This is a genomic window from Microbacterium sp. CCNWLW134 (assembly GCF_037083565.1).
In the GTDB taxonomy this organism is placed as follows: domain Bacteria; phylum Actinomycetota; class Actinomycetes; order Actinomycetales; family Microbacteriaceae; genus Microbacterium.
In genome coordinates this window covers 1,579,751-1,605,546 of sequence record NZ_JBAOJU010000001.1, presented here as the reverse complement: position 1 = coordinate 1,605,546, position 25,796 = coordinate 1,579,751, and the positions used below count along the sequence as shown (strand labels likewise).

Below are 25,796 nucleotides of genomic sequence, written 5' to 3'. Positions count from 1 at the left end.
CGCGAAGAAGCCCTGGTGACCCCCATCACCAGGGCTTCTTCGCGGCGCCGAGACGCTACCGGGTGCTGTCACCGTCTGCTTGCGGTGCCGGTGCCGGTACGGGCGCGGCGCCGCGCCGCGCCCGGCGCACGCGGCGGACGCGCAGGATCGCCCAGACGACGAGGGCGACCACACCGAGAACGGCGAGCCAGGGCAGAAGGAACCCGAAAGCGATGACGATGCCGTTCAGCGTGGCGATGAGACCGTTCCATCCGGCGAGAAGACCGTCGGTGAAACCCGCCGGGTCGGCTGCGACCTGCTCCACCCGCGGCGACAGCGACACCGAGACCGTCGAGAGCTCCACCTGCCCTTCGAGCGACTCCAGCTGCTGCTGATAGGACTCCAGGGTCGCCTGGCGTTCGGCGAGCGCGCTTTCCGCGGCGATGAGGTCACCGAGGTCGCCCGCCTGTGCGAGAAGCTCTTCCAGTCGGTCGACCGATGCCTGCGTCGCCTCGACGCGGGCCCGGAGATCGACGGTCTGCTCCGTGACGTCCTGCCGGTCGATCGAGGACTGGGTCACCTCGCCGATCTCGGCGAGCCCCGAGACGAAGGTCGGCAGATCATCGGCGGGAATGCGCACGGTCACCCAGCCGGACCGGCCGTCGAAGGGTGCCGGGTACGACACGTCCGGTCCGCCGGTCCCCGGTTCGATGGGGATCGGCACGCCGGTCTGACCGATCGACTGCGACTGCACGTACCCGCCGAGCGCGATGGCTGCAGCGCCGACGTCCTCGGCAGCCGCCGGGACATCGTCAACGACGATGCTCGCCGACGCGGTCGTGACGATGTCGCGTGCCGCCGGCGCCTGCGCCGCTGCCGCGCCTCCAGCGGCTCCGAGGTCGTCGGCCGTACCGCTCTCCTCCTGGGGCACGCCCTGGTCGAGCGGTGCCGTGGCCGCATCGCCGCCGGCGGGTGCGACGGCGGATTCGTTCGACGCCACGGGGGAGACGATCCCTCCGACAGCCGGGGCGATCGCGGCGGCCACGACGATCACGGCGGCCGCCGCGCCGGCGGTGATCCAGCCGGTGCGGCGGCGCCGGTGGCGGATCGATCGCTCGGCGTCGATCCCGGTGAACAGCCCCCGCTCGATGCGGTCGATCCGTTCCTCGCTGAGGTCGGGGAGCGGGGTGCGCTGGACGGTGTTCATGTGCTCTCCTTCAGGGCGGTCCGCACGCGGGCGCGGATGCGGGAGAGACGATTGCGGACGACGCCATGGCCGACGCCGAGCTCGTCGGCGGCCGCCTGATAGCCGTATCCCTCCGCCGCGCACAGCCGGAAGATCTGCCGGTCGAGCTCGCCCAGGGTGTCGACCTCGGCGAGGATGCGCTCCACCAGATCGGCATCGATGATCTGCTGTTCGACGTCGACCGTCGAAGGCAGCGTCTCGTCCAGGTCGCCGTGCACCTCACGGGTCCGATCACGGCGCTGCCGTCGCATCCGGTTCGCCGCCTGCAGTCGGCAGACGGTCACCAGCCACGGAAGCAGGGAGTCGCCCGCGAGGTGCAGCGACGGCAGCTTCCGCCACGCGACGAGGAAGGTCTCCTGGGTGACGTCCTCTGCGTCCGAAACGTCGTGGAGCAGCCCGTGAGCGACCCAGTACACCGGCCGCACGTATGCGCGGTACAGCGACCGGAAGGCGAGCTCACTCCCGCCCGCGGCCCGTGCGACGAGTGCCGCATCCGTCTGCTCGGTCACCGTTCCCCATTCCGCCGCTGCGCGGCATCCGCATTGTCTCTCACCCGATAAGTGTCGTGCCCGCCCCGATCGTCTCACCGGCGATTTCGCGACCTGCCTCCCGCTCGGAGACCCCCTGCTCGGCGAGTATCGTGGAGGCCCATGACCTATGAGATTCCGACGTGGTTCGCGATCACCGCCCTGATCGTGCTGTCGCTGATTCTCCTCGCGGATCTGCTCATCATCCTCAAGCGCCCTCACATCCCCTCGATGAGGGAAGCGACGCTGTGGGTGGTGTTCTATGTCGCGCTCGCCCTGGTGTTCGCCGTCGTGCTGCTTCTGGTGACCGGCTCGGGGGACGCGATGGGCGAGTTCGTCGCGGGGTGGCTGACGGAGTACAGCCTCTCGGTCGACAACCTCTTCGTCTTCGTGCTGCTGATGAGTCAGTTCTCGGTGCCGCGCCGATATCAGCAGGAGGTGCTGATGGTGGGCATCATCATCGCGCTGATCCTGCGCGCCATCTTCATCATGCTCGGCGCCGTGCTGATCGAGAATCTGAGCTGGATCTTCTACGTCTTCGGCCTCTTCCTCGTCTACACCGCCTGGCGGCAGGCCTTCCCGGGCAAACACGACGACGATGCGCAGGCCGAAACGGGCATCGTGCGCTTCCTGCGTCGCTTCATCGACATCAGCGACGGGTACGACGGCTCGAAGCTGCGCACCGTCGTGAACGGCAAGAAGATCTTCACCCCGATGATCCTCGTCTTCGTTGCGATCGGCTTCACCGACCTGGTGTTCGCGATCGACTCGATCCCGGCGATCTTCGGCATCACCCAGAGCCCGTTCATCGTGTTCACGGCGAACCTGTTCGCACTGATGGGGCTGCGCCAGCTCTACTTCCTGCTCGGCGGTCTCCTGGACCGCTTGAAGTACCTGCATTACGGCATCGCCTTCATCCTCGCCTTCATCGGCGTGAAACTCTTCCTCCACGCCCTGCACGAGAACGAGCTGCCTTTCATCAACGGCGGCGAGCACGTCGAGTGGGCGCCGGACATCTCGACGTGGGTGTCGCTGGGCGTGATCATCGCGGCGATGACGGTGGCGACCCTGGCGAGCCTCATCGCCGCCCGTCGCGAAGGCGAGATGGTCACCACGGTAGATGCCGCGGACCGGCCGGCCGCCGACCTCCCCGACGGCTCGGGACGGACGCCGGCCGAAGCCGCCGCCGCGGCGGTGGCCGACGAAAGGGGAACCCGCACCGAAGTGGACGGCGCAGCCACCGGCGATGACGGACGATAATCGCGTGCGCGGCACCCGGTGGTACTCTGAGCCCGTGCGGATCGCTCGCCTTCTCCTTAGCGGCCGCGGCGAGACCTCGTAACCAGGCCTCTCTCGTCGCGGAGTTCGTCGCGGGCTTGATCCCCTTCCCGAGGAGAACGCAATGAGCACGTCCGATATCGATACGTCCACCGCCGGTACCGTCGCGATCCCCGATCGACCCCGCACCCTCGCCGAGAAGGTGTGGGAGGACCACGTCGTGGTCAAGGGACAGAACGGCGAGCCGGATCTGATCTACATCGATCTCCACCTGGTCCACGAGGTCACCAGTCCCCAGGCGTTCGACGGCCTGCGCGCGGAGGGCCGCCCGGTCCGCCGGCTGGACCTGACGATCGCCACCGAGGACCACAACACCCCGACGCTCGACATCGACAAGCCGATCGCCGACCTCACCAGCCGCACGCAGATCGACACCCTGCGTCGCAATGCCGAGGAGTTCGGGGTTCGGCTGCACTCCCTCGGCGATAAGGAGCAGGGGATCGTTCACGTCGTGGGGCCTCAGCTGGGCCTCACCATGCCCGGGATCACGGTCGTGTGCGGGGACTCGCACACCTCGACCCACGGCGCCTTCGGTGCAATGGCCTTCGGGATCGGGACGAGCGAGGTCGAGCACGTCCTGGCGACCCAGACGTTGCCGCTGAAGCCCTTCAAGACCATGGCGATCACGGTGGAGGGGGAGCTGAAGCCCGGGGTGACCGCGAAGGACATCATCCTGGCGGTCATCGCCAAGATCGGTACCAACGGCGGCCAGGGATACGTGCTGGAGTACCGGGGGTCGGCGATCCGGTCGCTGTCGATGGAGGGGCGGATGACGATCTGCAACATGTCCATCGAAGCCGGGGCTCGCGCGGGGATGGTCGCGCCCGACGAAACGACCTTCGCCTACGTCAAGGACAAGCCCCACGCGCCGCAGGGCCGAGATTGGGAGGACGCGGTCGCCTACTGGAGGACGCTCCCCAGCGACGAGGGCGCGGTCTACGACGCCGAGGTGTTCCTCGACGCCGACGCACTCGAGCCGTTCGTGACCTGGGGCACCAATCCCGGACAGGGGGTCTCGCTGTCGGACGTCGTGCCCTCGCCCGACGATTTCGTCGACCCGAATGAGCGCGCCGCGGCCGAGCGCGCGCTGGAGTACATGGCGCTGGAGCCCGGCACGCCGCTCAAGGACGTGCCGGTCGATGCGGTCTTCATGGGATCGTGCACGAACAGTCGCATCGAGGACCTTCGCGCCTTCGCGTCGATCGTGAAGGGTCGGAAGAAGGCCGACGGGGTCCGGGTGATGGTGGTGCCGGGCTCGGCCCGCGTGCGGCTGGAGGCCGAAGCCGAGGGGCTTCACGAGATCTTCACCGAATTCGGCGCGGAATGGCGCTTCGCGGGATGTTCGATGTGCCTGGGGATGAACCCCGACCAGCTCGCTCCCGGCGAACGCTGCGCCTCGACGTCGAACCGCAACTTCGAGGGCCGGCAGGGGAAGGGCGGACGAACCCATCTCGTCTCACCGCTGGTGGCCGCCGCCACCGCGGTGCGCGGAACCCTCTCCAGCCCGAGCGACCTGGACGACGCGGACGCCGGGCTCGGTTCGCCGAGCCTCGACACCCTGACCGGGGCGGAGGCCTGACATGGAGAAGTTCACCACCCACACCGGCATCGTCGCGCCGCTGAAGCGCTCCGCGGTCGACACCGACCAGATCATCCCCGCGGTGTACCTCAAGCGCGTCACCAAGACCGGCTTCGAAGACGCGCTCTTCGCCAGCTGGCGTCAAGACCCCGACTTCGTGCTGAATCAGCCGGCCTTCCGGGGGGCTTCGATTCTGGTGGCCGGACCCGACTTCGGCACCGGTTCGAGCCGCGAGCACGCCGTCTGGGCACTGCGCGACTTCGGGTTCTCGGTGATCCTGAGCCCGAAGTTCGCCGACATCTTCCGCGGGAACGCGGGAAAGCAGGGCCTGCTGACGGCAGCGATCTCCGAGGACGACCTGCACCGCATCTGGGACGCCGTCGACGCGCGGCCGGGGCTGTCGATGACCGTCGACCTCGTCGAGCGTGTCGCGAGTCTCGTCGGCCCTGCAGGCGACGGCGCCGAGCCCCTCCAGGTGCCTTTCGAGATCGACGATTACACTAGGTGGCGGCTTCTCGAGGGGCTCGATGACATCGGGCTCACGCTGCGCAGCGCAGATCAGATCGCGCAGTTCGAGGCCCGCCGGGAGGCGTGGCGCCCACGGACACTTCCCGTCCGGTAAGCCGGGATGACGGCTCACGACGCCGTTCAGCCCTCGCCACACCCTCGAAGACACCTAAGTGAGGACCACCGGATGAAGACCCTTCTCAGCGATGCGGGATCCCCCACGGGGGAGCAGGAGATCGCCGTGACCGAAGCGACCGGAGAGATCCTCAGCATCCGCGGCGGACGCCCGCTGCGCGGACGGGTCGATGTCAAGGGGGCCAAGAACCTCGCCACCAAGGCGATGGTCGCCGCCCTCCTCGGTGACAGCGTGAGCGTCCTTCGCGACGTGCCCGACATCAGCGACGTGAAGGTCGTCCGGTCGCTTCTCGAGGCGCACGGCGTGCGAGTGGATGACGGCGAGGAGCCCGGCACGCTGCATTTCGACCCCCGCGAAGCGGTGTCCGCCCACATGGAGGAGATCGACGCCCACGCCGGTGCGTCCCGCATCCCGATCCTGTTCTGCGGTCCGCTTCTGCACCTGCTCGGACAGGCGTTCATCCCCGACCTCGGCGGCTGCCGCATCGGAGATCGACCGATCAACTTCCACCTCGACGCGCTCCGCAACTTCGGCGCCATCGTGGAGAAGCTGCCCAGCGGAATCCGCCTGTCGGCGCCCGACGGTCTGCACGGGGCGAACATCGAGCTGCCGTATCCGAGTGTCGGCGCGACGGAGCAGGTGCTGCTCACGGCGGTCCGCGCACGCGGCGTCACAGAGTTGCGCAACGCCGCGATCGAGCCGGAGATCATGGATCTCATCGCGGTGCTGCAGAAGATGGGCGCGATCATCTCCTACGAGCCCAATCGCGTCATCCTCATCGAGGGGGTCCCGAACCTCAGCGGCTACGACCACCGCTGCATCTTCGACCGCAACGAGGCTGCGTCGTGGGCGTGCGCCGCCCTGGCCACGGACGGTGACATCTTCGTCTCCGGCGCCCGTCAGCAGGAGATGCTCACGTTCCTCAACGTCTTCCGCAAGGCGGGAGGGTCCTTCGACGTCCGCGAGGACGGTATCCGGTTCCGCCGTGGCGAGGCCCTCCGGCCGGTCATGGTCGAGACGGACGTCCACCCGGGTTTCATGACCGATTGGCAGCAGCCGCTCATCGTCGCCCTCACGCAGGCCGAGGGGCAGTCCGTCGTCCACGAGACGGTGTACGAGAACCGGCTGGGGTTCACCGCGGCGCTGAACAAGATGGGCGCCGACATCCAGGTGCACCCGCAGGGGCTGGACATGCCGGGTCGACGCGTCCCGCGTCGCGCCCTCGAGCAGGCCGCCGTCATCAACGGTCCCACGCCGCTGAACGGCGCCGACGTCGTGGTGCCCGACCTTCGCGGCGGATACAGCTACGTGATCGCGGCCCTGGCGGCGGAAGGCGAATCGACGGTGCGCAACGTCGGGATCATCCGACGCGGCTACGAGAAGTTCTTCGCCAAATTGGACGCGCTCGGCGCCGACTTCCGCGTCATCGGGTGACCCGGTGAGCACTCCGACACCGAAGGCCCCGGGCTCCGGCGCCGACGAGAAGCGACGTCCGAGCGTCTTCTGGCCGCTCGCCGCCCTCATCGTCCCCGCGATGGGGCTGCTCGCCCGCATCGAGGTCGAGGGCGGTGAGAACCTTCCGCGCGAGGGCGCGTACGTGCTCGCCCCCAATCACTGCAGCGAGATCGATCCGCTGGTCGTCGCGGTCGCCGTCTGGCGCATGGGACGGGCCCCTCGGTTCATGGCGAAGGAGAGCCTGTTCCGGGTTCCGGTGTTCGGTGCCGTCCTCCGGGCGACCGGAATGGTCCCCGTCGCCCGCTCCTCATCGGCCGGAGGGGCGCGTCAGACCATCGAGAGCTCCCGCATGCTCGTCGAGCACGGCAGGGGCGTGATCGTGTACCCCGAGGGCTCCCTCACCCGCGACCCCGACATGTGGCCGATGCGGGGCAAGACCGGCGCCGTGCGCCTGGCGCTTGCGGGCGGCATCCCGCTCATCCCGGTGGCCCATTGGGGAGCGCAGGAGATCCTCCCGCGGTACGGCAAGCTCCGCATCTGGCCGCTCCGCCGCCGTGTGCGCGTCGTCTTCGGCCCGCCGGTGGATCTCACGGCCCACTCCGCCACTCAGATGCAGCCGTCGACCCTCGTCGCGGCGACCGACGTTCTGATGGCGCGGATCGCCGACCTGCTCTCGGGCCTGCGGGGCGAGCCCGCACCTGCGGAGAGATGGAACCCGTCCGCGCACGGGCAGAAGGAGACGGGGCGTCTTGAGCCGTAGGCACGACGCCGATCGTCCGCGGGTCGCGGTCGTGGGAGCCGGGAGCTGGGGCACCACGTTCGGGAAGATCCTCGCCGACGGCGGTGCGAACGTCATGATGTGGGCCCGGCGACCGGAGCTCGCCCACGAGATCAATGAGGCCAAGCGCAACAGCCAGTACCTTCCGGGCATCAATCTTCCGCGCGCCATGATGGCGACTCCGCACCTCTCCGAGGCGCTGGAGGGAGCCGAGCAGATCTTCCTGTCGGTGCCGAGCCAGGCACTGCGCGAGAACCTCAAGGCGGTGCGGCCGCTGGTCTCGTCCGGTGACGCGCCCGTGGTCTCGCTCATGAAGGGCGTCGAGCGGCGCACCGGGCTGCGGATGAGTCAGGTGATCCAGCAGGAGCTGCACTGCGACCCGGCCCGCATCGCCGTGGCATCCGGACCCAACCTGGCTCTCGAGATCGCCCGCGAGCAACCGACGGCCGCCGTGATCTCCTCACTCAGTCAGGAGACCGCCGACGCCGTGGCGCGGCGGGCGCGCAACGGCTACTTCCGGTCGTTCGTGAACACCGACGTGATCGGCACCGAGTTCGGCGGGGTGCTGAAGAACCTCATCGCGGTCGCGATCGGGATCGTTGACGGCGTCGGATACGGCGAGAACACCAAGGCGTCGATCATCACACGCGGCCTCGTGGAGATGACCGACTTCGCGGTGGCCCAGGGCGCGCACCCCGAGACGCTCCAGGGGCTGGCGGGCCTGGGCGACCTCATCGCCACCTGCCAGTCGCCGCTCAGCCGGAACAACACCGCCGGGCGGCTGCTGGGTCAGGGATACAGCTTCCAGGACGTGGTGAAGCAGATGGAGCAGACCGCGGAGGGTCTGGCGTCGGTCGCACCCATTCTCCAACTCGCCCGCGAGGCGGATGTCGACATGCCGATCGTGGAACAGGTCAAGCGGGTGCTCGACGGCACGATGGATCCCCGCGAGATCGCCCCGCACCTGACGACCGATGACGATGACGAACCCCAAGGGGAGAGGACCAGGAATGGACAAGCCCGTGGTGGTGGTGCTGTTTGGCGGTCGATCCAGCGAGCACTCGATCAGCTCCGCCACGGCGGGGGGAGTGCTGCGGGCGATCGACCGTGACCGCTATCGCGTGATTCCCGTCGGGATCACCCGGTCCGGGGCGTTCGTGCTCGAGACCGATGATCCCGATCGGTTCGCCTTGGACGCCGAGCGTCTTCCCGAGGTCGTCGACAACGGCACGCGCGTCCTGTGGCCCGAGGCCGGCGGGGACCGACGTCTCCGCGTCCGTCGCTCCGACGACACCGTCGACGACCTCGGCGGCGTCGACGTCGTCTTGCCGATCCTCCACGGCGTCCACGGCGAGGACGGCACGGTGCAGGGCTTCCTCGACACGCTGGACCTCCCCTATGCGGGGGGCGGGGTGCTGGATTCGGCGCTGTGCATGGACAAGCACTTCATGAAGATCGTGCTCCAGGCTGCGGGAATACCGGTGGCGCCGTGGGCGACCGTGACCCCCGCACGGTGGGAACGCGAGGAGCAGGCGGTGCGCGCCGAGGCAGCGGCGCTGGGCTATCCCGTCTTCGTCAAGCCCGCACGGGCGGGTTCGAGCGTCGGGGTGTCGAAGGTCGCGGATGACGCCGAGCTGGCGTCTGCGCTGCAGAAGGCCTTCGCCGAGGACGACAAGGTGCTCATCGAGGTGGCCATCGTGGGGCGGGAGATCGAGGTGGCGATCCTCGAGGGGCGTCGCGGCGGGGCGCCGCGGGCGTCTTTGCCTGGTGAGATCGTCCTGACCACGCGGGAGTTCTACGACTTCGAGGGCAAGTACCTCGGCGGTGACGGAGCCGAGGTCGTGTGCCCCGCCTCGCTGGAGGACGACCAGATCCGTGCCGTCCAGGATCTCGGTGTGCGGGCCTTCGAGGCCGTCGGCGGACGCGGGCTCGCGCGCGTGGACTTCTTCCTCGCGGCCGACGGTCTCTACATCAATGAGCTGAACACCATGCCGGGGTTCACGCCGATCTCGATGTTCCCCAAGTGCTGGATCGCCTCGGGAATGACGTACCCCGAACTCATCGGCGAGCTCGTCGACACTGCGCGGGAACGCCGCTGAGCGGCATCCGAGCCTGTCCGGCGTTCACCCTTGAGGGGCGTCAGTCCAGGAGCGTCTCGGTCGAGGTGCACTCGGATTCGCGGGGGAGCTGCGACACGATCGGTCCGAGGGTGGACAGCACCTCGTTGGGCGAGACGACGCTGTTGTCGGCGTAGACCTCGACCGCGGGTGTGCGTCCATAGCTGCGGATGAGATAGCGGGGCGGATCGCTCTCGTCGACGATCCAGTCCACTCCGCCGATCGTGATGCATCGGGCCTCCGTCGGTCCCGGGGGCTCCACGCCGCAGGTGAGGATGACCGAGGTCGGCGTGCCCCATGCGCCGGTCGCCTGCGCGTCGGTCCACCGGCGCTCCTGTCCGTCGACCTCGGCGGGCAGTCGGACGGTGACCTCTGCGCAGAGCGGGTCGTCGGCGTTGGCGGCGGGGGGAACGGACACCGTCCCGGCGCACGACGACAGCGTCAGGGCAGCGCCGATCGCGAGCGCGCCGAACAGCAGACGATGACGGGGGAAGGGCACCCGACCAGGCTAACCCGGTCGTCGGTGGGTACGGTGAGACGGTGAGTGCTCCGGATCCTGTCGTCGGCGACCTGACCGAGGGCGAGGTCCTCACCCGCATCCTGGGCCGTCTCGCTCCCTCGCGGGCGCTCCTCGGCCCGGGCGACGACGCCGCCGTGCTCGCCGCACCGGGCGGCCGCATCGTCGCCAGCGTCGACACCCTCGTCCACGGCCCCGACTTCCGCCTCGCGTGGTCGTCGGCGGAGGATCTCGGGTGGAAGGCCGCCGCGGTGAACCTCGCCGATATCGCGGCGATGGGCGCGCGACCCACGGCGCTGCTGGTGGCCCTGGCGATGCCCGATCACACACCCGTCTCCTTCGTGGAGGGGATCGCCGACGGTCTGCGTGCCGGGTGCGACGAACTGGCGCCCGGCGCCGCGGTCGAGGGAGGAGACCTCACCGTCTCGGACACCCTGACGATCGCGGTCACCGCCCTCGGGGTGCTCGATGGAACCGCACCGGTCACGCGTCGCGGTGCGCGCGCCGGCGACGTGGTGGCGGTCTGCGGGGAACTGGGGAAGGCTGCGCGGGGTCTGGCCATCCTCTTCGACCGGTTCCGTGTGGATGGACGGCCGGTCGCGGTCGCCTCGCTGACAGAGGCCGACGCCGCGCTCGTGGGCGCCCAGCTGCGACCGCGGCCGCCGATCGCGGCAGGAGCGGTGGCGGCCTCGCACGGGGCGACGGCGATGATGGACGTCTCGGACGGACTTGCCCTGGATGCCGGCCGCCTCGCCCGCGCTTCCGATGTGACCCTCGAGCTGCAGACCGATGCGATCGGACCCGAGCCAGGGGTCGCGCTGGCCGGCGGGGAAGACCACGCCCTGCTGGCGACCTTCCCCGCCGCGGTCGGACCTGCGCCAGGATTCCGGGTCATCGGCCGTGTCGGCGTCGCGGGGGACCATCCGCTCCTCGTCGACGGAAAGCCGTACGACGGGTACGGCGGCTGGGATCCCTACCGCGACTGGGACGCGGTCTCGGGCTGAGCGCCGCGCACGGCCCACCACAGCGCGGTGTCGCCGTAGCGGCGGTCGCGATCGGGCACGAGCCCCGCGGGCCACGCGGGCGGTGCCGACCTCGCGGCGCGCTCGACGATCACCGTCGAGTCCGGCGACAGGGCGGGGACGAGCAGTTCCAGGGTCGCGCTCAGATCGGCGTCGGAGAGGTCGTACGGGGGGTCGAGGAACACCAGATCGAAGACGCCGGTGGGCGCCGAGCGCAGGTATGCGTCGACCGCGGTGCGGTGAACGGCGATCCGGGCGGCATCTGGCGCTCCGCGCAGCGCGGCATGAATGCGCGCGACGTTCCTGCGGATCACCGTCACCGCGCGCGGGGCCTTCTCGACGAGGTCGACCGTCATCGCCCCTCGACTGGCGGCCTCGAGCCCGAGCGCACCCGAACCCGCGTACAGATCGAGCACCCGCGTGCCGCGGAGGAGGTCGGACGCGCTCAGCGCGTTGAAGAGCGATTCGCGGACCCGATCGCTCGTCGGCCGCGTTCCGGCATCGGGGACGTCGAGGGTGAGCGAGCCGGCCCGTCCGGAGATGATGCGGGTCACGTGCTCCACGATACCGATCGCGACACGACACTCCGCCTGCGGCGGGAGCGGCCCGGCTGTCCCTAGGATGACGCGTGCCGGGCGGGATTCGTCCGCACCCCGTCCCCGCCTGCAGGAGCCGTCGATGTCTCAGCGCCACCGTTCCCTCACCGCGATCGCCGGAGCAGTTCTCGCTCTCGGTCTCCTGGCCGGATGTGCGCCGGAGCCCGCTCCGACGCCGACGTCCACCCCGACAGCGTCCAGCGAGCCGAGCGCGTCGCCCAGCGAGTCGCCGAGCGAGTCGCCGAGCGAGTCGCCGACGGCGACGGCGACGATCCCCACCGACTGCAACGAGCTGGGCAGCGAGGCGTCGCGTCTGGAGATGGTCGGCGACATGACGCTCCAGAGCGATGGACAGGGTTTCGAGCGCCCGGCGCCGGAGGGAGCGACGCTGGTGCTCGGCTGCGACTGGATCGTCGGTGACGCCACGGGTCTGCTGGTGCTGATCAGCACCGCGACCCCCGATGCGGTCGCCGCCGCCGTTGCGACGCTGCCCGATCAGGGATACAGCTGCCAGGTCGCCGATGACTTCGGCGCCCAGTTCTGCGAGCTTCCCGGCTCGGGCCCGGACACGGAGGACTTCGTCGTCGCACGGGACGACGTCTGGATCTACTACGCACCGGTGAACCGCAACGGGCGGGCGTTCCTCTCGGACATCGCGTCGCAGATCTTCGGCTAACCGGATCACCGTAGGAAGGGTCGTTGTCGGCGGCGCTCCCTACACTCGAGATATGCCGCCCATCGCCCTCGAATCGCGTCTGGACGCGGTCGTGGGCGGCAAGACCGCCAAGCTGTTCGAGCGCGCGTTCGGGATGCGCACGGTCGAGCACCTCCTCTCGCACTATCCGCGTCGATACGCGCTCCGGGGAGAGCTGACGCCGATCGCGTCCCTGCCCCTGGGCGAACCGGTGACGATCGTCGCCGAAGTCCAGAGCGTCACCGATCGTCCGATGCGCAACCGTCGCGGATCCCTGGTCGAGGCCAAGATCAGCGACGGCAACGGCACCCTGACGCTGACCTTCTTCAATCAGAAATGGCGCCTCGGCGACCTCACGCCCGGCCGCCGCGGCATCTTCGCCGGAAAGGTCAGTGAGTACCGGGGCCACTTCCAGCTCGCGCATCCGGTGTACGAGCTCTTCGACGACGAGGAGACCGCGCGGATGACCGCCGAGGCGACGGCGAACCTCCCGATCCCGATCTACCCCGCCACCGCGACCGTGCCGAGCTTCCTGGTGGCCAAGACGGTCGGTGTCGTTCTGGACGTCCTGGGCTCCTTCGACGACCCCGTGCCCGAGCCGTTGCGACGCGCACACGGGCTTCTGGACGCGCGGACCGCGCTGGAGCGCATCCACCGGCCCGACTTCCTCGAACAGGTCGACGCCGCGCGCGAGACCCTCCGGATGCAGGAGGCGTTCGTGCTCCAGGCGGCGCTGTTCCAGCAGCGGCAGTTCGTGCGCGCGATGTCGGCGACCGCGCGGCCGCCCGGCGACCTGCTCGAGCGTTTCGACGCGGAACTGCCGTTCGCCCTGACCAGTGATCAGGAGGCGGCGGGGGAGCAGATCGCGCGCGACCTCGTCGGCGGATGGCCGATGAATCGCCTCGTCCAGGGTGAAGTCGGTTCGGGGAAGACCCTCGTCGCACTGCGGGCGATGCTGCAGGTGGCGCAGTCGGGTGGCCAGTCGGCCCTGATCGCGCCCACGGAAGTCCTGGCGGCGCAACACGTGCGATCGATCGCGCGCATGCTCGGTCCGGTGCTCGCCCCCGAGCTCATGCCCACCCTGCTGACCGGACAGCTTCCCGCGGCGGATCGACGCAAGGCAGCCCTGCGCGCCGCGTCGGGGCAGGCCCGCATCGTCGTCGGCACCCATGCCCTGCTCAGCGACTCGACCACGTTCGCCGACCTCGGACTGGTCGTGATCGACGAGCAGCATCGGTTCGGGGTCGAGCAGCGGGAGGCGCTACGCGCCAAGGGCAGCGCGCCTCACGTGCTCGTCCTGACCGCCACACCGATTCCGCGCACCGTGGCGATGACGGTGTTCGGCGATCTGGATGTGTCGACGATCCGCTCGATGCCGTCCGGACGCGCGGGCATCACCACGCACGTCGCACCCCTCGCCGAGCGTCCCGCGTGGTTCGGGCGGGTGTGGGAGCGCGTCGCCGAGGAGGTCGCCCAGGGGAGGCAGGCGTTCATCGTCACGGCGGCGATCGATGCGGACGCCGACGTCATCGACGACGAGGCGCCGACCCCCGATGCAGCGGAGGACGTCGCTCCTGCGGCGGAGAAGGGCGCGGCCCCCGCCGCAGGCACCGGCTCGGGTCGCACCCGCTGGGGTGTCGTCCAGGTCGTCGACCTGCTGGCGCGTCATCCCGCCTTCGCGGACATCCGGGTGGCGATGGTGCACGGCAAGCTCCCGTCGGAGCAGAAGGACGACATCATGCAGTCGTTCGCGCGCGGCGAGATCGACGTCCTGGTGGCCACGACGGTCGTCGAGGTGGGGGTCGATGTCGCGAACGCGTCGACCATGGTGATCCTCGAGGCCGATCGCTTCGGGGTGTCTCAGCTGCACCAGCTGCGGGGACGCGTGGGGCGTGGTGGGGTCCCGGGGCTGTGTCTGCTGGTCACCGAAGCCGAGCATGGCTCGCTCGCGCGTCAACGTGTCGAGGCCGTCGCCGCCACCCTCGACGGCTTCGAACTCGCCGAAGTCGATCTCGACCTCCGCGGAGAAGGCGACGTGCTCGGCGACCTCCAGTCGGGTGCGCGCTCCTCGCTCCGCCTGCTGCGGGTGGCCCGCGACGCCGACCTCATCTCCGCCGCTCGGCGCGCGGCGGAGACGGTGATCTCGGATGATCCGGCGCTGCTTCGCCATCCGGCGGTGTCCGCCGCGATCGAACGGCGGATCGGCAATGTCGAGCGCGCCGCGCTCGCACGGACCTGACCGCCGACGTGGCCGACCTCGCAGACGGAGTACGCCGTGTCGGGGAGGGGCTGCGGCCCATCGATAGGGTGGTCGAATGAACAGCAGGATCGCCGTCGTCCCCGGATCGTTCGACCCGCCGACGCTCGGTCACCTCGATGTGATCCGCCGCGCGGCGCGCCTGTACGACCAGCTGCACGTCCTCGTGGTGCACAACCCCGACAAGGAGGCGATGCTGCCGATCGCGCAGCGCCTGTCGCTCCTGGAGCAGTCCGTCGCCGAGAGCGACATCGACAGCGAGGTGATCATCGCCTCGTGGAGCGTAGGGCTGCTCGTGGACTACGCCGCCGATGTCGACGCCGGTGTGCTGGTGAAGGGGATCCGCTCCCAGATCGACGTGGCCTACGAGACCCCGATGGCGATCGTGAACCGCCACCTCGCCCACGTCGAAACCGTCTTCCTGCTTCCCGATCCCGCGCACGCCATGGTCTCCAGCTCGCTCGTGCGTCAGGTGGCCGCCCTGGGCGGTGACGTGTCGCCCTTCGTTCCGCCCGCCGTCGCGCGGTTCCTCGTCGCGCACGACCTGTCGGCCTGAGCCGCACGCTCTCGGGGCGGGTAACATGGTCGCCCGTGACCAGACGGCTGAACGGACCCTTCGTCATCCCCGTGCGAGACATCGTCCGCCGACCGGGCGAGATGCGGGAGTTCCGCCTCGATCCGACCGTCCCGGAGAAGTGGGGCGAGGGTCTCGTCTCGGTACCGGCGTCGGAGTCGCTGGAGCTGGATGTGCGACTCGAGTCGGTCCACGAGGGCATCCTCGTGTCGGGCGAGGCGCGTACGATCTTCTCCGGGGTGTGCGGACGATGCCTTCGCGACATCGCCGAGGGCGTCGAAGTCGAGTTCCAGGAGCTTTTCGCGTATTCTGGATCGGAGGAAACTGACTTCGAGGTTCAAGACGACCACGTGGATCTTGAAACTCTGGTCAGGGATGCGGTCGTCCTGTCGCTTCCCTTCCAACCGGTGTGTCAGCCGGATTGCCCCGGCCTCGATCCGGTCACGGGTGTCCGGCGGACAGCAGATGCCGAACCGAGCGCTGAGCCGATCGATCCCCGATGGGCGGCGCTCCAGGACTACATCGACCACGACGCGGTCACGGCCCCCGGGCCGCAGGACCGTGACGAGAACCCAGCGCCCCGCGCTGAGAACACAGAGAAGAGCTAGCCATGGCAGGTAACCCCCCGAAGCGGAAGGTCTCCCGCTCGAACACCCGTTCGCGCCGCGCGCAGTGGAAGGCCGAGGCCCCCACGCTGGTCAAGACCATCGAGAACGGCAAGGTCGTCTACAGCCGTCCGCACCAGGCGAAGGTCGTCACCGACTCGCAGGGCACCGAGCTGTTCCTGGAGTACAAGGGCCGCAAGGTCGCCGACGTCTGATCGGCCTGTTGCGCACTCGGTGACACACCGTACCGACGCCACGCCGGCGCACCCGCCGCTGGACGAACTCACACAGAAGCTCGGGGTCGAGATCGACCCCGAGCTTCTGCTGCTGGCTCTCACCCATCGTTCCTGGGCATACGAGCACGGCGGGGTTGCCCACAACGAGCGACTCGAGTTCCTCGGCGATGCCATCCTCGGGCAAGCCGTGACCGTGCGTCTGTTCACGCGGCATCCCGATCTCGAAGAGGGGCAGCTGGCCAAGCGGCGTGCGAGCGTCGTCTCGACCGTCGCCCTCGCCGAGGTCGCGCGCCGCATCGGGCTGGGCGAGCATGTCCTGCTCGGGCGCGGTGAGGAACTCACCGGCGGACGGAAGAAGGACTCGATCCTCGCCGACGCGACCGAGGCCGTCATCGGGGCCGCCTACCTGTCCGCCGGACCCGATGCAGCCACCGGCCTGGTGCTGCGGCTCGTCGAGCCGCTGCTGGCCGACCCCGAGCGTTACGGCGCTGCCGTCGACCCGAAGACGAGCCTGCAGGAGCTCGCCGCTCGTCGCGGATTTGGTCCCCCTGTCTACGAGATCTCCGCCACCGGACCCGACCACGATCGCGTCTTCACCGCGCGGGTGCGGGTCGGGCAGACCGAGACCCGTGGCACGGGCACGAGCAAGAAGCATGCCGAGATGGCGGCCGCCCTTCTGGCGTGGCGCGAGCTGTCTGAGCCGATCGACGCCCGCGGCGTCGATGCCTGAGCTCCCCGAGGTCGAGGTCGTCCGTCGTGGGCTGGACCCCGCCATGCGCGGATCGCTCATCGAAGGCGTCATCGTGCACGATGTGCGCGCATTGACCCGTCACGACGGGGACGCCACCGACTTCGAAGCGAACCTCGCCGGTCGACGCGTCGAGGCGGCCGTGCGCCGCGGGAAGTTCCTCTGGTTCCCCCTCGAGGGCGGCGACCGGGCGGTCGTCGGACACCTGGGTATGAGCGGACAGATGCTTCTTCGTTCGCCGGGGTCGCCGATCGAGCGTCACGAACGGGTGCGGTTCGAACTCCGTCATCCCGATCACGGCGAACTCGCCGTCGTCTTCGCTGATCAGCGCACATTCGGCTCGCTGGCGGTCGACCCCCTTCTCCCCACCCCCGACGGCGTTCCCGGGGGCGTCGGATCCGAGCTCGCCTGCGTTCCGCGGCAGGTGGCGCACATCGCGCGCGATCCCCTCGATCCCGCGTTCCGCGACGCGCGGTTCCGCGACATCCTGGGTCGGAAGAAGTCCGCGATCAAGCGCGTGATGCTCGACCAGACGGTCGTCAGCGGCATCGGCAACATCTACGCCGACGAGGCGCTGTGGGCGGCGCGCCTGCATCCCGAGACGCCCGCCGACACGCTGTCCACCCGACGGGTCAACCGGTTACTCGCGGAGGTGCGCGCCGTGCTGGAGAAGGCGCTGGCCGAGGGGGGCACGAGCTTCGACGCGCAGTACGTCAACGTCAACGGTCAGGCTGGCTACTTCGCGCACTCTCTCAACGCCTACGGCCGCACCGGCGAGCCCTGTCCCCGATGCGGCCGCCCGATCGTGCGCGTGTCGTTCACCAACCGCTCGAGCCATTTCTGTCCGAGGTGTCAGTCGCCCGCCTCCAGCACCTTCTTCCACGCTCCTGCGTAGCTGATCGGAACGAAGCCGATGGCTTCGTTGATGTCGAGCATGTGACGATTCTCCTCGGCGTTGAACGTGGCCACCCGGGGTGACTGCGGAACGAGGGTCCGCCATCGCAGGAGATTCTCGCATTTGACCACGGTGCCCAGGCGCCGGCCGCGGTGCTCGCGCAGCACCAGCGTCCCGTACTGCTGCGTGGCGGCGGTGCGGTCGTCGCCGATGACGAGCTCGTTGAACGCGACGATCTCACCGCTCGCGATGTGCTCGACGGCGACGAGCGAGACGAAGAGGTGCTGCGCGGCGAGTCGCTCGTCGCGGCGGCGGACCCGGTCGGCATCCCAGGTCTCCTCTTCGACCACCATGCCGCCTGCGGGAGCATCGGTCGGCATCCGGGAGATCGCGTGCGCGAAGCTGTCGAGATAGCGCTCCGGCGTCGGGGTGCTCCACGCCACCACGCGGTAGCCCTCGCCCATGCGCTCGCGCGCGGCGGCGAGGAGCTTCTCGACGCGGTCGAACGATCCGGTGAGATCGAACGAACTCGTGCGCTCGACCTGCTCCAGCGAGAACCCGGCGTCGGTGAGGAAGACGGTCTGACGGTCGTCGGCGGGAATCCGCCCGTGGCCCGTCGCCGGCTCGATGCTCCTTCCGGGGGCGTCGGGCCGGTGGAGCGTCCAGGTCTGGACGACCGTGCGACCACGGCGCCTCGCTTCGACGCAGGCGGCGCCCAGGAGGGCGTCCTCGACGCCTTCGCCCCACCGCCCGGGGTCGACCATGAGGTCGAACTCCGCACTGGTGGCATCCGGTTCACGGGAGAACAGCATGGTCACCGCTCCGACGATCGCGCCGTTCGAGCGGGCGACGAGTCCGACGTGGAGCCAGTCGGCATCGGCCTGCCAGAGCCCCAGCGCCTCGGTCGGGTCCTGATCCAGGTCGCTGTGTCCGGTGTCGTGACGGCTCACCTCGTTGTCGAGGCGGACCATCGCCAGGAACGGCAGGGCGTCTGGGTCATCGAGGGACCGGGGAACCACCAGGGGTTCGATGACCACGTGGGCTTCTGCAACGGGTCGGACGTTCATGTCAGGACCTTCTTCCAGGCGCCGGAATAGGCGATGGGCCGGAAGCCGATCGCCTCGTTGATGTCGAGCATCGGACGGTTCTCCTCGGCGTTGTAGGTGATCACGCGCGGCGACTCCGGCGCGATCCGGCGCCAGGACAGCAGGCCGGCGCACTTGACCAGCATCCCTAGTCGGTGTCCGCGGTGCGCCCGGAGGACGAGCGTGTCCTCCTGGTGAGAGGCCTCGGTGCGGTCCGCGCCGACGACGAGCTCGTTGAAGGCGCACAGCTCTCCGGTGGCGACGTGCTGCGCCGCCGTCACCTGGAGCAGTCGCCCGCTGTCGGTGTAGCGCGCATCGTGGAGGGCGATCCGGTCGGCATCCCAGGTCTCCTCATCGAATTCGAGATCGGCCGCGGGAGCATCGGTCGACATCCGCGACTTCATCCAGGCGTACCCGTCGACCCACTCTGGCGGTGTCGGGGCGAACCACTGCACGATGCGGTAGTCGGATGCCGCCCGCTGGGCGTCGCGATGGAGGTCCTCGATCCTGTCGAAGGGTGCCTGCAGGTCGAGGGCGCTGGCGCGTTCGACCTGCTGAAGCGTGTACCCATGCCGCACGTAGAACCGGGCCGCGTGGTCTTCGGGGATGTCGCCGAAGCCGATCGGCGCCGCCAGGCGCGGGCCCGGAGCCTCGGGATGCTCCGCCCACGACTGCAGCACGGTGCGGCCGTGCGCTCGCGCGGTCTCCTCGACGAGGTCGTAGGCGGCGGAGCCGATGCCCCGACCCCACACCTCGCGAAGCAGCTCGATCTGCCAGAAGGCCAGCGTCGACCCCTCCTCATGGGGCAGGTCGACGCCGCAACGGCCCACGACGCGCCCGCCATCACGGACTGTCCAGATCAATCGGGTCTCGTACTCGTCGGGCTGGTAGTGGGGGAGCAGTTCCGCGGCGCTGATGCGTTCATCGTCATGGCCGGAGATCTCCCGGTAGACCTGGTTCCTCACCCGGGTCATCTCGATGAAGTCCTCGGCGTCGTCCGCGTCGATTCGCGACGGGATGGTGAGTGGTCGAATGTCGAATCCGGCCCCTGCGTGCGTGTTCATGGTGGTCCTTTCGGGAGGTCCGGAGCCGTTCGGAACGGCTCCGGACCGTGGGCGAATCAGACGCGAACGGTGCCGAGCGCGAGCTCGCGCCAGGCGGCATGTTCGCGGCGGGTACGGGCGAGGTCGGCGGCGAAGGTACGCCGGTGCGACCGATCGCAGGCGGCCGACTGACGCCGTGCAGCGCGCAGCAGCAGCCAGAACCCCAGTCGGAGCTCCCAGCGCTGGAAGCGCGAGGGGGCTGCGGAGGCCGGGGCGAGACCGACATCGGCGAGGAGCCGATGGCGTTCGTCATGATCGAGATCGAAGACGGAGGCAACAGGGACGGACATGGTGGGTGATCGCTTTCGTCAGGCGTTGGGCACGAGAGTGCGGGATGTCGCGGACGTGGACGTCGCGAAGGGAGGCGTCAGAGGGACGCACGCTGCCGAGTCGCTCGAGGGAGCGTCGATCCGGTCAGCAGAGGCGGACGTGTGCCCGATGGGCAGACCTGTCCCCTGCGCCGATCAGGCGGCGGTGGGGGTGAGGGCGCCGGCGAATCCGGTCACCGACGGGGTGAGCGGCGAGAATCGACGCGCGGTGTGGCGCGGATCAATCATGTGCATCATCGGTGACCTCCTTTCGACATCGGACGCGAGCAGTGAGACTAGCGCGATCCTGTCGGAGGCGTCAAGCGAATTGTCAGAAATGCCCGGAATTCGGGCGTGTCGCGCGTGACATCGGCCTCGATCCGCCCGCCTCAGCGGTATCGGCGAGGGAGTTCGGTAGCCTGAGTGGCGCCGCTCCGAGCCGCGGGCGCGCAGGGTCGGAGGTAGACGATGCACCTGAAGAGCGTGACGCTCAAAGGGTTCAAGTCCTTCGCGCAGCCGACGACCTTCGCCTTCGAACCCGGAGTGACGTGCATCGTCGGTCCGAACGGCTCGGGAAAATCCAACGTCGTCGACGCTCTGGCGTGGGTGATGGGGGAGCAGGGCGCGAAGACCCTCCGCGGCGGGAAGATGGAAGACGTCATCTTCGCGGGCACGACGACCCGCGGCCCCCTCGGGCGTGCCGAAGTGCGGCTGACCATCGACAACAGCGATGGCGCCCTTCCCATCGAGTACACCGAGGTGTCGATCAGCCGCACGCTGTTCCGAAACGGAGCCAGCGAGTACGCCATCAACGGCGAGACCTGTCGGTTGCTGGACGTTCAGGAGCTCCTGAGCGATTCCGGTCTCGGTCGTGAGATGCACGTGATCATCGGTCAGGGGCGGCTCGACACCGTTCTGCAGGCCACGCCGGAGGACCGTCGGGGCTTCATCGAAGAGGCGGCGGGCATCCTGAAGCATCGCCGTCGCAAGGAGAAGACCCTCCGCAAGCTCGAGGCGATGGAGGCCAACCTCACGCGACTGAGCGACCTCGCCGGCGAGTTGCGTCGCCAGCTCAAGCCGCTCGGTCGTCAGGCCGAGGTGGCGCGCGAGGCTGCGACGATCGCTGCGGAGGTGCGGGACGCCCGAGCTCGCCTCCTCGCCGACGAGTTGCTTCGCCTTCGTCAGGAGCTGGCGGGGCATGCGCGCACCGAGCAGGAACGTCTGGCCGAGCGGATGGTGCTCCAGGATCAGGCGCAGAGTGTCCGCGCCCGGATCGAACGACTCGAGAGCGACCAGCGCTCTGAAGCGGTCGATGAGGCCCGCCGCGTGGTGCACGGGCTGGAGCGCGTGCAGGAGAGGCTCCGGTCCCTCTACGCCCTCGCCGGGCAGCGCATGTCGCTTCTGGCCGACTCGGCTGAGCACGACGACGACCGGCGTGGAGTGACGGTCACCCCCGAGACGATCGCGCACGCACGCGCGGAGATCGACGCGATCGCGGCGGGCCTGGTCGGCGCGCAGGACGACGCTGCCGCAGCGGCGCGGGAGGTCACCCGCGCCCGTGCCGAGCTCGACGCTCTCGACGTCGACATCGCGGAGCAGAGCGCGCTGGTCTCGCAGCACGACATGCGCCTCACGGCGCTCCGGGGGGCAGCGGAAGCGGCCGCGTCGACTCTGGCGGCAGTCCGCACGGCTGTCGATCGACAAGAGCGGGCATGGCAGGCGGCCCTCAGCCGGCGAGACGAGGCCGAGCAGGCCCTGGCCGCGGTGCAACCGGAGGACGACGGGCCGGTCGCCGACCACGCCGCGGAGTACGAGCGGGCCCAGCGGGATGCGAACGTCGCAGACGAGGAGCTGGCCGGACTGCGCGACCGTCTGCATTCGGCCGAACGCGAGCTCGACGCGCTGACAGCCCAGACCGCCGCGATCGATCGCGCCCTCGACATCCGCTCCACTGCCGCCGACATCGTCGCACGCGGCGGCGTGGGAATCCGGGGTCTGGTGGGCGACGCCGTCCGTGTCGAGGCGGGGTACGAGGCGGCGATCGCCGCGGCCCTCGGTCCGCTCGCTGAAGCGGTGCTCGTCGACGACCTGCCGGCCGGATTCGGGCTGGCCTCGACGGTTCGCGCCGACGACGCCGGAGCCGTGGACATCGTGGTGGCCGATCCGCCCTGGGGAGCGGAGTCGGTGACGGACGGTGGAACGGCACTGACCGCCGCAGCGGTGGTGACGGCCCCCGAGGGCGTGCGCGCGCTGCTGTCGGGGGTGCTCATCGCCGCCGATCTCGACGAGGCGGAGCGGCTTCTCGCCGACCCGGCGCTCGCGCACGCGACGATCGTCACGCGGGCCGGGGAGGTCTGCCGTGTGAACCGCCTGCGGGCGGGATCCGGCTCGTCCCGTTCCCGTCTCGAACTCGTGGCCGAGCGGGATGACGCCGCGGCGCGGCGGGATGAGCTCACCGTGATCGTCGACTCTCTGCGCGAGGCGCGGTCCGATGCCGTCGCCGACCTCGACGACAAGCGGCGCCGGGTGCGATCGACGCTGGAGGCGATGCGCGCCCATGACGCCGCCGTGTCGGCTCGAGCGGAGCGGGTCAATCGCGCGACCGTGCGCTACGAGGCAGCGGTCGCGGAGTGCGAACGCCTGGCGTCGGCGCTGGCCCAGGCCCGAGCCGGCGTCGATGACGCGTCGGCTGCGTCTCGCGTCGCCGAGGAGCAGTTGACGGCGGCACTGGAGTCGCCGCGTCCCATTCTCGACGCGTCAGCGCGCGATGGGCTGCTCGCCGCGCTCGACACCGCGCGCGAGACCGAGATGCGCGCGCGTCTGGACGTGGAGACGCTGAAGGAGCGCATCCGCGCGCAGGAGTCGCGTGTCGTGCAGCTCGAGAAGCAGCGGGAGCGCGAGCAGGCGGCCGCCGTCGAGGCGGCCCGGCGGGCCGTGATCCGGAAGAGTCAGCGCGACGCCGCCGCCGACGTGGCAGGGAGGATCCCGCCCGTCCTCGACGCCGTCGATCGCTCCCTGTCCCAGGCCCGGAGCGAGCTCGTCGTCGCTGAGACCGCGCGAACAGCCGTCACCGCCGAGCTCGGGGAGCTGCGCCGGGAAGACGCCCGAGTGCGGGAACGGCTGTCTGCGGTGACCGAGGACGTGCACGGCCTGGAGCTGCGCATCCACGAACGTCGGCTGCAGGCCGGTTCGCTTCGCGACCGCGCGGTGTCGGAACTGGGGCTCGAGGAGGATATTCTCATCGCGGAATATGGTCCCGATCAGCCGATACCCGATCCCAGCGACCCCGAGGCGGCGGGGACGGCGTTCGATCGCGCCGTCCAGCAGCGAAGGCTCGCCGACGCGGAACGCAAGCTGGCGCAACTGGGGCGCGTGAATCCGCTCGCGCTGGAGGAGTTCTCGGCGCTCGAGCAGCGGCACGCGTTCCTCGCTGAGCAGCTCGACGACCTCAGCCGGACCCGCAAAGACCTCCTCACGATCATCGAGGAGCTCGATGACCGCATGCGGACGATCTTCCTCGACGCGTTCGCCGACACCCAGCGCGCGTTCGACGAGGTGTTCCCCGTCCTGTTCCCCGGCGGCTCGGGGAGCATCGAGCTGACCAAGCCCGACGACGCGCTCACGACCGGCATCGAGGTCACGGTGCGACCGGTCGGCAAGAAGATCGAGCGGCTGTCGCTGCTGTCGGGCGGTGAACGGTCGCTGGCGGCGGTGGCGCTGCTGGTGGCGATCTTCAAGGCGCGCCCGAGTCCGTTCTACATCCTCGACGAGGTCGAGGCGGCCCTCGACGACGCCAACCTCGGGCGGCTCCTCGGGGTGTTCGAGCAGCTCCGCGAGAGCAGTCAGCTCATCGTCATCACGCACCAGAAGAGGACGATGGAGATCGCCGACGCGCTCTACGGCGTCTCGATGCGTCAGGACGGCGTGTCGGCCGTCGTCGGGCAGCGACTGGGCCGGACGGCCGACGACGACGGCCGGCGGGCGGCGAGCTGAGCGGAGGCCGAGACGCCCGCGCCCGTAGGCTGGTCTCATGGCGGAGAGCTCCTGGTCGTTGGGTCGCGCGTTGCGCGGCATGTTCGTCAAGCCCACGATCGATGAGCAGACGTGGGACGACCTCGAGACGGCACTGCTCACGGCGGACTTCGGTCCCGACATCACCGAGCGCATCGTGGACGAGCTCCGGGAGAAGGTCGAGCGGTACCGCACGACCGACCCGCGCGATCTGCAGCGGATGCTCAAAGAGACTCTCGAGGAGCACTTCGCGCGGTTCGACACGACCCTGCGATTGACCGAGCGCCCTGCGGTCGTCCTCGTCGTCGGGGTCAACGGCGTCGGCAAGACCACGACCATCGGCAAGTTCGCGAAGTTCCTGCAGCGCTACGGGCGCTCCGTCGTCGTCGGCGCCGCCGACACGTTCCGCGCGGCTGCGGTCGACCAGCTTGCGACGTGGGCCGAGCGCGGAGGCGCGGCGATCGTCCGACCGCAGCAGGAGGGACAGGACCCCGCCTCGGTGGCCTTCCAGACGATCGACTACGCCAAGCGCACCGGGACGGAGATCGTGCTCGTCGACACCGCGGGTCGGCTGCACACCAAGGGCGGCCTCATGGACGAGCTCGGCAAGATCCGCCGGGTCATCGAGAAGCAGGCGCCCATCAGCGAGGTGCTGCTCGTCCTGGATGCGACGACGGGTCAGAACGGTCTCATGCAGGCGGAAGCGTTCCTCCAGCACGCCGGCGTGACGGGACTCGTGCTCACGAAACTCGACGGCTCGGCCAGGGGCGGCTTCGTGCTCGCGGTGCAGGAGCGCACCGGCATCCCGGTCAAGCTTCTCGGCCAGGGCGAGGGAATCGGCGATCTCACCGGCTTCACCCCCCACGTCTTCGCCGCGGCCCTCGTCGACTGAGCTCGTTGCCCACCCGATCGGGCCGACGCGCGGGCCAGGTCTATCGCACCGGCCGGGAGGCTGGTTTCATGGGCGTATGGCGATCGAGCACGACTTCTTCGGACTCCTCGAGTCGGGTCCGGATGGTTCGATCTTCTGGTCGGAGAACGTCGAACTCGGCGACCAGTCCGTCACCGTGGATCTGACGGCGCCGGATCAGGACGACGTCTCCCAGGCAGCCCTCGACATCGCGGCGAGCCTGGTGTCGTCCCTCGAGGCGATCGACCGGACAGCGCGCAACGGCATGGTCTCCGAGCTCGACGATCGCACCAGCGAAGTGACGGAGTACATCCTCCAGCAGCAGGAGACGCTGGGGGAGGGCATCGAGAATCTGCTGGTCGACATCTCCGGCGACATCCGGATCGACGTGATCCGCTCACTGCAGCTGATGAGCATGACGATCCTCGCCGACGAGCACGGCGGTTCCGACCCGTTCGCCGTCCTCGAGTACGCGCTCGACCCCGATGCCACCGATGACGTGCTGCTCGTGAACCTCGACTCCGCCGGAGACGTCCTCTCGGTCACCAGCGCAGACTGACCTCCACGTCGGGG

At 69.5% G+C, this 25,796-nt stretch carries 25 protein-coding genes; 18 read left to right on the top strand and 7 right to left on the bottom strand.

What is annotated here, in order from left to right; all coding sequences use genetic code 11:
- Positions 1-55 precede the first annotated feature (55 nt).
- Together V6S02_RS07625 and V6S02_RS07620 are read right to left on the bottom strand one after the other, a co-directional pair.
- Positions 56-1,186, bottom strand: a complete 1,131-nt coding sequence (locus V6S02_RS07625; protein WP_336400397.1) for a DUF4349 domain-containing protein — start codon at positions 1,184-1,186, stop codon at positions 56-58.
- A complete protein-coding gene (locus V6S02_RS07620; protein WP_336400396.1) occupies positions 1,183-1,734 on the bottom strand; it encodes an RNA polymerase sigma factor in 552 nt (183 codons plus the stop codon). Before V6S02_RS07620 ends, V6S02_RS07625 begins: the two co-directional genes overlap by 4 nt.
- 141 nt (positions 1,735-1,875) lie before the next feature.
- Between V6S02_RS07620 and V6S02_RS07615 the strand changes: the two genes are divergently transcribed.
- The 7 genes from V6S02_RS07615 (at position 1,876) to V6S02_RS07585 (ending at position 9,644) form a co-directional block, all read left to right on the top strand.
- The gene (locus V6S02_RS07615; RefSeq protein ID WP_336400395.1) at positions 1,876-3,012 is read left to right on the top strand and encodes a TerC/Alx family metal homeostasis membrane protein; all 1,137 of its coding nucleotides are present in this window, start codon (positions 1,876-1,878) and stop codon (positions 3,010-3,012) included.
- A 142-nt stretch (positions 3,013-3,154) separates the two neighbouring features.
- A complete protein-coding gene (gene leuC, locus V6S02_RS07610) occupies positions 3,155-4,669 on the top strand; it encodes a 3-isopropylmalate dehydratase large subunit (RefSeq protein WP_336400394.1) in 1,515 nt (504 codons plus the stop codon).
- A 1-nt stretch (position 4,670) separates the two neighbouring features.
- Positions 4,671-5,291: a 3-isopropylmalate dehydratase small subunit gene (gene leuD, locus V6S02_RS07605; protein WP_124293444.1), complete on the top strand. Its 621-nt coding sequence runs from the start codon at positions 4,671-4,673 to the stop codon at positions 5,289-5,291.
- A 72-nt stretch (positions 5,292-5,363) separates the two neighbouring features.
- The gene (gene murA / locus V6S02_RS07600; protein ID WP_336400393.1) at positions 5,364-6,746 is read left to right on the top strand and encodes a UDP-N-acetylglucosamine 1-carboxyvinyltransferase; all 1,383 of its coding nucleotides are present in this window, start codon (positions 5,364-5,366) and stop codon (positions 6,744-6,746) included.
- Positions 6,747-6,750: 4 nt separating this feature from the next.
- Positions 6,751-7,527, top strand: coding sequence for a lysophospholipid acyltransferase family protein (locus V6S02_RS07595; RefSeq protein WP_240638581.1), 777 nt, complete (start codon positions 6,751-6,753; stop codon positions 7,525-7,527).
- Entirely contained in the window at positions 7,517-8,656 is a 1,140-nt protein-coding gene (locus V6S02_RS07590) for an NAD(P)H-dependent glycerol-3-phosphate dehydrogenase (RefSeq protein ID WP_124293442.1), read from the top strand. Before V6S02_RS07595 ends, V6S02_RS07590 begins: the two co-directional genes overlap by 11 nt.
- Entirely contained in the window at positions 8,556-9,644 is a 1,089-nt protein-coding gene (locus V6S02_RS07585; RefSeq protein WP_336400391.1) for a D-alanine--D-alanine ligase family protein, read from the top strand. Before V6S02_RS07590 ends, V6S02_RS07585 begins: the two co-directional genes overlap by 101 nt.
- A 40-nt stretch (positions 9,645-9,684) precedes the next feature.
- Here the strand turns inward: V6S02_RS07585 and V6S02_RS07580 are convergent, their stop codons facing one another.
- On the bottom strand, positions 9,685-10,161 hold the full coding sequence (locus tag V6S02_RS07580) for a DUF3515 family protein (protein ID WP_336400390.1): 477 nt from the start codon (positions 10,159-10,161) through the stop codon (positions 9,685-9,687).
- Positions 10,162-10,202: 41 nt separating this feature from the next.
- Here V6S02_RS07580 and thiL point away from each other — a divergent pair, with 41 nt between their 5' ends.
- Positions 10,203-11,183: a thiamine-phosphate kinase gene (gene thiL / locus V6S02_RS07575; RefSeq protein ID WP_336400389.1), complete on the top strand. Its 981-nt coding sequence runs from the start codon at positions 10,203-10,205 to the stop codon at positions 11,181-11,183.
- Here thiL and rsmD read toward each other — a convergent pair.
- Positions 11,153-11,755 carry a 16S rRNA (guanine(966)-N(2))-methyltransferase RsmD gene (gene rsmD, locus V6S02_RS07570; protein WP_336400388.1) on the bottom strand — a complete coding sequence of 201 codons (603 nt, stop codon included), beginning with the start codon at positions 11,753-11,755 and terminating at the stop codon, positions 11,153-11,155. The two genes, thiL and rsmD, sit on opposite strands and share 31 nt — an antisense overlap.
- 124 nt (positions 11,756-11,879) lie before the next feature.
- Between rsmD and V6S02_RS07565 the strand changes: the two genes are divergently transcribed.
- From V6S02_RS07565 to mutM, 7 genes are all read left to right on the top strand, one after another.
- The gene (locus tag V6S02_RS07565) at positions 11,880-12,473 is read left to right on the top strand and encodes a hypothetical protein (protein WP_336400387.1); all 594 of its coding nucleotides are present in this window, start codon (positions 11,880-11,882) and stop codon (positions 12,471-12,473) included.
- A gap of 52 nt (positions 12,474-12,525) precedes the next feature.
- Complete coding sequence (locus V6S02_RS07560) at positions 12,526-14,730, top strand: ATP-dependent DNA helicase RecG (protein ID WP_336400386.1); 2,205 nt, start codon at positions 12,526-12,528, stop codon at positions 14,728-14,730.
- A 76-nt stretch (positions 14,731-14,806) separates the two neighbouring features.
- Positions 14,807-15,304 carry a pantetheine-phosphate adenylyltransferase gene (gene coaD / locus V6S02_RS07555; RefSeq protein WP_124293435.1) on the top strand — a complete coding sequence of 166 codons (498 nt, stop codon included), beginning with the start codon at positions 14,807-14,809 and terminating at the stop codon, positions 15,302-15,304.
- Positions 15,305-15,351: 47 nt separating this feature from the next.
- Positions 15,352-15,930 (top strand): YceD family protein, encoded by a 579-nt coding sequence (locus V6S02_RS07550; RefSeq protein WP_124294478.1) that lies wholly within the window; start codon positions 15,352-15,354, stop codon positions 15,928-15,930.
- Between the two features lie 2 nt (positions 15,931-15,932).
- Positions 15,933-16,142, top strand: a complete 210-nt coding sequence (rpmF, locus tag V6S02_RS07545; RefSeq protein ID WP_019179169.1) for a 50S ribosomal protein L32 — start codon at positions 15,933-15,935, stop codon at positions 16,140-16,142.
- Between the two features lie 19 nt (positions 16,143-16,161).
- A complete protein-coding gene (rnc, locus tag V6S02_RS07540) occupies positions 16,162-16,893 on the top strand; it encodes a ribonuclease III (RefSeq protein WP_336400385.1) in 732 nt (243 codons plus the stop codon).
- A complete protein-coding gene (mutM, locus tag V6S02_RS07535) occupies positions 16,886-17,806 on the top strand; it encodes a bifunctional DNA-formamidopyrimidine glycosylase/DNA-(apurinic or apyrimidinic site) lyase (protein WP_336400384.1) in 921 nt (306 codons plus the stop codon). Before rnc ends, mutM begins: the two co-directional genes overlap by 8 nt.
- On the opposite strand, the gene V6S02_RS07530 is transcribed toward mutM, so the two are convergent.
- Genes V6S02_RS07530 through V6S02_RS07520 form a run of 3 tightly spaced genes read right to left on the bottom strand, consistent with a single transcriptional unit; the run spans position 17,764 to position 20,284 of the window.
- A complete protein-coding gene (locus V6S02_RS07530) occupies positions 17,764-18,873 on the bottom strand; it encodes a GNAT family N-acetyltransferase (RefSeq protein WP_336400383.1) in 1,110 nt (369 codons plus the stop codon). The genes mutM and V6S02_RS07530 overlap by 43 nt on opposite strands.
- Entirely contained in the window at positions 18,870-19,955 is a 1,086-nt protein-coding gene (locus tag V6S02_RS07525; protein ID WP_336400382.1) for a GNAT family N-acetyltransferase, read from the bottom strand. Before V6S02_RS07525 ends, V6S02_RS07530 begins: the two co-directional genes overlap by 4 nt.
- 56 nt (positions 19,956-20,011) lie before the next feature.
- Complete coding sequence (locus tag V6S02_RS07520) at positions 20,012-20,284, bottom strand: hypothetical protein (RefSeq protein ID WP_336400381.1); 273 nt, start codon at positions 20,282-20,284, stop codon at positions 20,012-20,014.
- Between the two features lie 486 nt (positions 20,285-20,770).
- Between V6S02_RS07520 and smc the strand changes: the two genes are divergently transcribed.
- The 3 genes from smc to V6S02_RS07505 all read left to right on the top strand — a co-directional run bounded on the left by smc (position 20,771) and on the right by V6S02_RS07505 (position 25,782).
- Positions 20,771-24,295, top strand: a complete 3,525-nt coding sequence (smc, locus tag V6S02_RS07515) for a chromosome segregation protein SMC (protein WP_336400380.1) — start codon at positions 20,771-20,773, stop codon at positions 24,293-24,295.
- 37 nt (positions 24,296-24,332) lie between these two features.
- Positions 24,333-25,205, top strand: coding sequence for a signal recognition particle-docking protein FtsY (ftsY, locus tag V6S02_RS07510; RefSeq protein WP_124293429.1), 873 nt, complete (start codon positions 24,333-24,335; stop codon positions 25,203-25,205).
- A 76-nt stretch (positions 25,206-25,281) separates the two neighbouring features.
- Positions 25,282-25,782: a DUF2004 domain-containing protein gene (locus tag V6S02_RS07505; RefSeq protein ID WP_124293428.1), complete on the top strand. Its 501-nt coding sequence runs from the start codon at positions 25,282-25,284 to the stop codon at positions 25,780-25,782.
- Positions 25,783-25,796 lie beyond the last annotated feature (14 nt).

Bases quoted from the DNA above. Each gene is read 5' to 3' on its own strand.
- V6S02_RS07530 (WP_336400383.1), bottom strand. From the start codon at position 18,873: ATGAACGTCCGACCCGTTGCAGAAGCCCACGTGGTCATCGAACCCCTG.
- V6S02_RS07615 (WP_336400395.1), top strand. From the start codon at position 1,876: ATGACCTATGAGATTCCGACGTGGTTCGCGATCACCGCCCTGATCGTG.
- V6S02_RS07520 (WP_336400381.1), bottom strand. From the start codon at position 20,284: ATGTCCGTCCCTGTTGCCTCCGTCTTCGATCTCGATCATGACGAACGC.
- rpmF (WP_019179169.1), top strand. From the start codon at position 15,933: ATGGCAGGTAACCCCCCGAAGCGGAAGGTCTCCCGCTCGAACACCCGT.
- V6S02_RS07565 (WP_336400387.1), top strand. From the start codon at position 11,880: ATGTCTCAGCGCCACCGTTCCCTCACCGCGATCGCCGGAGCAGTTCTC.
- ftsY (WP_124293429.1), top strand. From the start codon at position 24,333: ATGGCGGAGAGCTCCTGGTCGTTGGGTCGCGCGTTGCGCGGCATGTTC.
- leuD (WP_124293444.1), top strand. From the start codon at position 4,671: ATGGAGAAGTTCACCACCCACACCGGCATCGTCGCGCCGCTGAAGCGC.
- smc (WP_336400380.1), top strand. From the start codon at position 20,771: ATGCACCTGAAGAGCGTGACGCTCAAAGGGTTCAAGTCCTTCGCGCAG.
- mutM (WP_336400384.1), top strand. From the start codon at position 16,886: ATGCCTGAGCTCCCCGAGGTCGAGGTCGTCCGTCGTGGGCTGGACCCC.
- leuC (WP_336400394.1), top strand. From the start codon at position 3,155: ATGAGCACGTCCGATATCGATACGTCCACCGCCGGTACCGTCGCGATC.
- V6S02_RS07525 (WP_336400382.1), bottom strand. From the start codon at position 19,955: ATGAACACGCACGCAGGGGCCGGATTCGACATTCGACCACTCACCATC.
- V6S02_RS07505 (WP_124293428.1), top strand. From the start codon at position 25,282: ATGGCGATCGAGCACGACTTCTTCGGACTCCTCGAGTCGGGTCCGGAT.
- coaD (WP_124293435.1), top strand. From the start codon at position 14,807: ATGAACAGCAGGATCGCCGTCGTCCCCGGATCGTTCGACCCGCCGACG.
- murA (WP_336400393.1), top strand. From the start codon at position 5,364: ATGAAGACCCTTCTCAGCGATGCGGGATCCCCCACGGGGGAGCAGGAG.
- V6S02_RS07585 (WP_336400391.1), top strand. From the start codon at position 8,556: ATGGACAAGCCCGTGGTGGTGGTGCTGTTTGGCGGTCGATCCAGCGAG.
- V6S02_RS07625 (WP_336400397.1), bottom strand. From the start codon at position 1,186: ATGAACACCGTCCAGCGCACCCCGCTCCCCGACCTCAGCGAGGAACGG.
- V6S02_RS07560 (WP_336400386.1), top strand. From the start codon at position 12,526: ATGCCGCCCATCGCCCTCGAATCGCGTCTGGACGCGGTCGTGGGCGGC.